The following is a 3915-nucleotide window of genomic DNA, read 5'->3' as shown; positions in this document are numbered from 1 at the left end:
GTATACAGCCTTTCAGTTACCCATCTCATTATAGATTTTTCCGCATTCCCAGCAAACATACCGGCCGCTAAAAGCAAATTAATTTTACAATGGTAAAAGCCTATACTAATTAAGAATCTGATAATCAAAATAACTATTTTGATTTAAAATATATAATTTCAGGGTCTCCATCGTCTAAATTTTCAACTATCCCACTTTGAATAAATCCATTTGAATTAAATACTTTATGCATACTAATGTTAGAACGATTAGTAGAAGAAAATACCTTCGCAGTAGTGGATATGCTTAACATATAATCCATCAATAGACTTGCATATCCCTTACGTCTTTTTGACGGTGAGACAATAATTAGCGATATAAATGAACACTCAAAAAAGTTGGTATCATAAATTAAAAATCCTGCAATATTATCTTCTTCCATTGCAATTATACAACGTCCTGCATCAATGGCATTTTTAATTAATTTTCTTCTGCTTGTGTTTCCTATAATTTCACTGTCTATGCCTACTATTTTGTTTAAATCTGCAATGTTCGCAATAGCCACATTTTTCATCTTACTTCCCCTTTCTATAGATATCCTTCCTAAATCTAATAGCTTTTCATATTTAATGATTGGATCTTTTGATGTAAGTTCCTGAAAAGATAATATCATAAAAAGTAAAGTCAACTGAGAGCCTACTGCACATAATAAGAACCTGGCGATAAAATGAAGGACTTAATTAATTCCAAAATCTGGCCATTCACACAGTAAGCAGTTGATTCTGTAAAACCTTTCGTAAAAACAATTTATTACCCATAATGGACGCAATTTAGTTTGAACAATCTAAATAACAGAACATTATTGATATATGAAATACATTTCCTACATACAATTTTCTCATTTAGTTTTTCTAAATATTTTTTGTTTAGATAGGCACTCTTTCTGAGGAGAAGTAAAATCAGAGCTTAAAGATTCACCCGAAATAACAGGCACACAAAGGTCTGAGCAATGAAATCCATATTATGTTATATATATTATAGATTGTTAGCTAGTAAAATTAATACGGAATTAAGTGAAGTATTTGTATTGACAAAATAATAGATTTTATATAATAATAAATATCGAATTATAATTATTATAATCTGGTTGATTATAAACTAAAAAACATCTAGGAGGCAATTCACTATGTCATTAATTGGAACAGAAGTAAAACCATTCGCAGCAAAAGCTTTTCATAACGGAGATTTTATTGATGTTACGGAAGGTAACTTGAAAGGAAAATGGAGTGTAGTTTGCTTTTACCCTGCAGATTTTACATTTGTATGCCCGACTGAATTAGAAGACCTGCAAAACGAATATGCAACTCTGAAAGAACTTGGCGTGGAAGTATATTCCGTATCCACGGATACACATTTTACCCATAAAGCATGGCACGATTACTCAGAAGCTATCGGAAAAATTAAATATATTATGATTGGCGATCCTTCACAAAAGATTTCCCGCAACTTCGATGTATTAAACGAAGAGGAAGGTCTTGCTGATCGCGGTACTTTTATCATCGATCCAGACGGCATCATTCAAACCGTTGAAATTAATGCAGACGGTATTGGCCGTGACGCAAGCACTCTTGTTAACAAGATTAAGGCAGCACAGTATGTCCGCAATAATCCGGGTGAGGTTTGTCCGGCTAAATGGCAAGAAGGAGATGCAACACTAAAGCCAAGCCTTGACCTTGTTGGAAAAATTTAAGGAGCTTAGATCAATGTTATTAGATGCAGATATAAAAGCACAGTTAGCCCAATATCTTGAATTGCTGGAAGGCGATGTCCTGCTAAAAGTCAGCGCTGGATCCGATGCGGTATCCAGCGACATGCTAGACTTAGCAGATGAATTGGCTGGCATGTCAAAACACATTAAAATAGAGAAAACACAGCTGGAGAGAACACCGAGCTTTAGCGTAAACCGTATTGGCGAAGACACTGGTGTTACCTTTGCTGGCATACCTTTAGGACATGAATTTACTTCATTAGTGCTGGCACTGCTGCAGGTCAGCGGCAGGCCTCCTAAGATTGATCAAAATGTAAGTGATCAAGTTAAAAACATAAAGGGTGAATATCACTTTGAATCATACATTAGTCTCAGCTGCCACAATTGTCCTGATGTTGTTCAGGCACTGAACTTAATGAGTTTACTTAATCCTGGCATAACCCATACCATGATTGATGGTGCTGTATTTAAAGAGGAAGTTGAAAGCAAGGACATTATGGCTGTGCCAACTGTTTTTCTAAATGGGGAATCTTTCGGCAGCGGGCGTATGACACTTGAGGAAATTCTTGCGAAAATGGGAAATGGCCCAGATGCAAAAGAACTTGCTGAAAAGGACCCATACGATGTGCTGGTTGTTGGAGGCGGTCCTGCCGGTGCAAGTGCAGCAATCTATGCAGCCCGCAAAGGCATTCGTACAGGCATTGTAGCTGAACGCTTTGGCGGCCAAGTTATGGATACCTTGGGCATTGAGAACTTTATAAGCACGAAATATACTGAAGGCCCTAAGCTTGTAGCAAGCCTTGAAGAGCATGTTAAAGAGTATGGAGTAGATATATTGAACCTGCAGCGTGCCAAGCGGTTAGAAAAGAAGGACTTGGTCGAACTTGAACTGGAAAACGGTGCTGTACTGAAGAGTAAAACTGTAATTCTTTCAACGGGAGCCCGCTGGCGCAATGTTGGCGTACCAGGTGAAGAAGAGTTCAAGAATAAAGGTGTAGCCTATTGTCCGCACTGTGATGGTCCGCTTTTTGCTGGCAAGCATGTGGCAGTTATCGGCGGTGGTAATTCCGGCATTGAAGCGGCAATTGACCTCGCAGGTATCGTGAAACATGTAACAGTTCTTGAATTCATGCCAGAACTGAAGGCAGATGCCGTACTGCAAGAACGCCTATACAGCCTCCCTAATGTAACAGTTTTAAAAAATGTTCAAACAAAGGAGATTACCGGAACTGATAAAGTAAATGGGATTTCCTACATTGAGCGGGATACAGGAACTGTTCAGCGGGTTGAATTAGAAGGTGTGTTTGTCCAGATTGGACTTGTGCCAAATACCGACTGGCTAGGCGATGGCGTTGAGCTAACCCGCTTCGGTGAAATTGTTGTTGATAAGCACGGCGCTACAAACATAGATGGAGTGTTTGCTGCCGGCGACTGTACAAACAGTGCATATAAACAGATCATTATTTCGATGGGATCAGGTGCGACTGCAGCTTTAGGCGCATTCGATTACCTTATCCGCAATTAATGAAAGGTAAGAAAGCCGTTTTGCTATGTTTGATAGCAATCGGCTTTCTTTTTTTTAAACAGAATTTTAGATGTTTTTGAGTGACAAGAATAATCTTTATTTGTTTCCTTGTTTTTTCCTTCATCGGTAAAATCATACAGGGAGAAAAGAGGTTTACAAATCAGTAACAATTATTTTTTTCTGAGGCCCATTTAAACTACAAAAAGCTATTACTCTTTCCTAAAGTATTTGAGTGGCACCTTTTTAAACTAGGTTGAATATTAAAGGACATTGTTGACTTTATAGCCAAGTTGATGGGAGAGGAAGGCGCGAAGACTCCTGCGGGAGATCCCGCAGGCGCTTAGCTTCGAGGAGGCACCCGGGACCGCACGCGGAAAGCGAAGCGCCTGGAGCGGTAATTAACTCTTAAAGATTATCAAGAAAAAGCCATTGATAGGACATATACAATAGTGGAATATTCAGACGAAGCACCAGTTAATACTCTCTTGGTCAGGTGCTATAAAACCAGTGCATATTCAAGAGATAGCATATATGTCTATAGATTCTATAAATAGACATGAGAAACAAAAACCATTATTCTAGGTATCCGAACAGGAAATACTTGAAGTTATTGATAACTCAAAGAAATATATTAGAAACCTGA

The 3915-nt window shown here is 38.3% G+C and carries 3 protein-coding genes; 2 read left to right on the top strand and 1 reads right to left on the bottom strand.

Annotation, left to right across the window (positions count from 1 at the left end; all coding sequences use genetic code 11):
- Positions 1-133: 133 nt before the first annotated feature.
- Positions 134-553 carry a GNAT family N-acetyltransferase gene (locus BIV59_RS21770; RefSeq protein WP_071353555.1) on the bottom strand — a complete coding sequence of 140 codons (420 nt, stop codon included), beginning with the start codon at positions 551-553 and terminating at the stop codon, positions 134-136.
- A gap of 612 nt (positions 554-1165) precedes the next feature.
- Between BIV59_RS21770 and ahpC the strand changes: the two genes are divergently transcribed.
- Positions 1166-1729 (top strand): alkyl hydroperoxide reductase subunit C, encoded by a 564-nt coding sequence (gene ahpC, locus BIV59_RS21765; protein WP_071353554.1) that lies wholly within the window; start codon positions 1166-1168, stop codon positions 1727-1729.
- A gap of 13 nt (positions 1730-1742) precedes the next feature.
- Entirely contained in the window at positions 1743-3272 is a 1530-nt protein-coding gene (ahpF, locus tag BIV59_RS21760; RefSeq protein WP_071353553.1) for an alkyl hydroperoxide reductase subunit F, read from the top strand.
- Positions 3273-3915: the final 643 nt, after the last annotated feature.

The organism is Bacillus sp. MUM 13, assembly GCF_001866725.1.
In the GTDB taxonomy this organism is placed as follows: domain Bacteria; phylum Bacillota; class Bacilli; order Bacillales; family DSM-1321; genus Peribacillus.
Note: the sequence above shows the minus strand (reverse complement) of the source record. Positions and strands in the feature narration are given on the sequence as shown.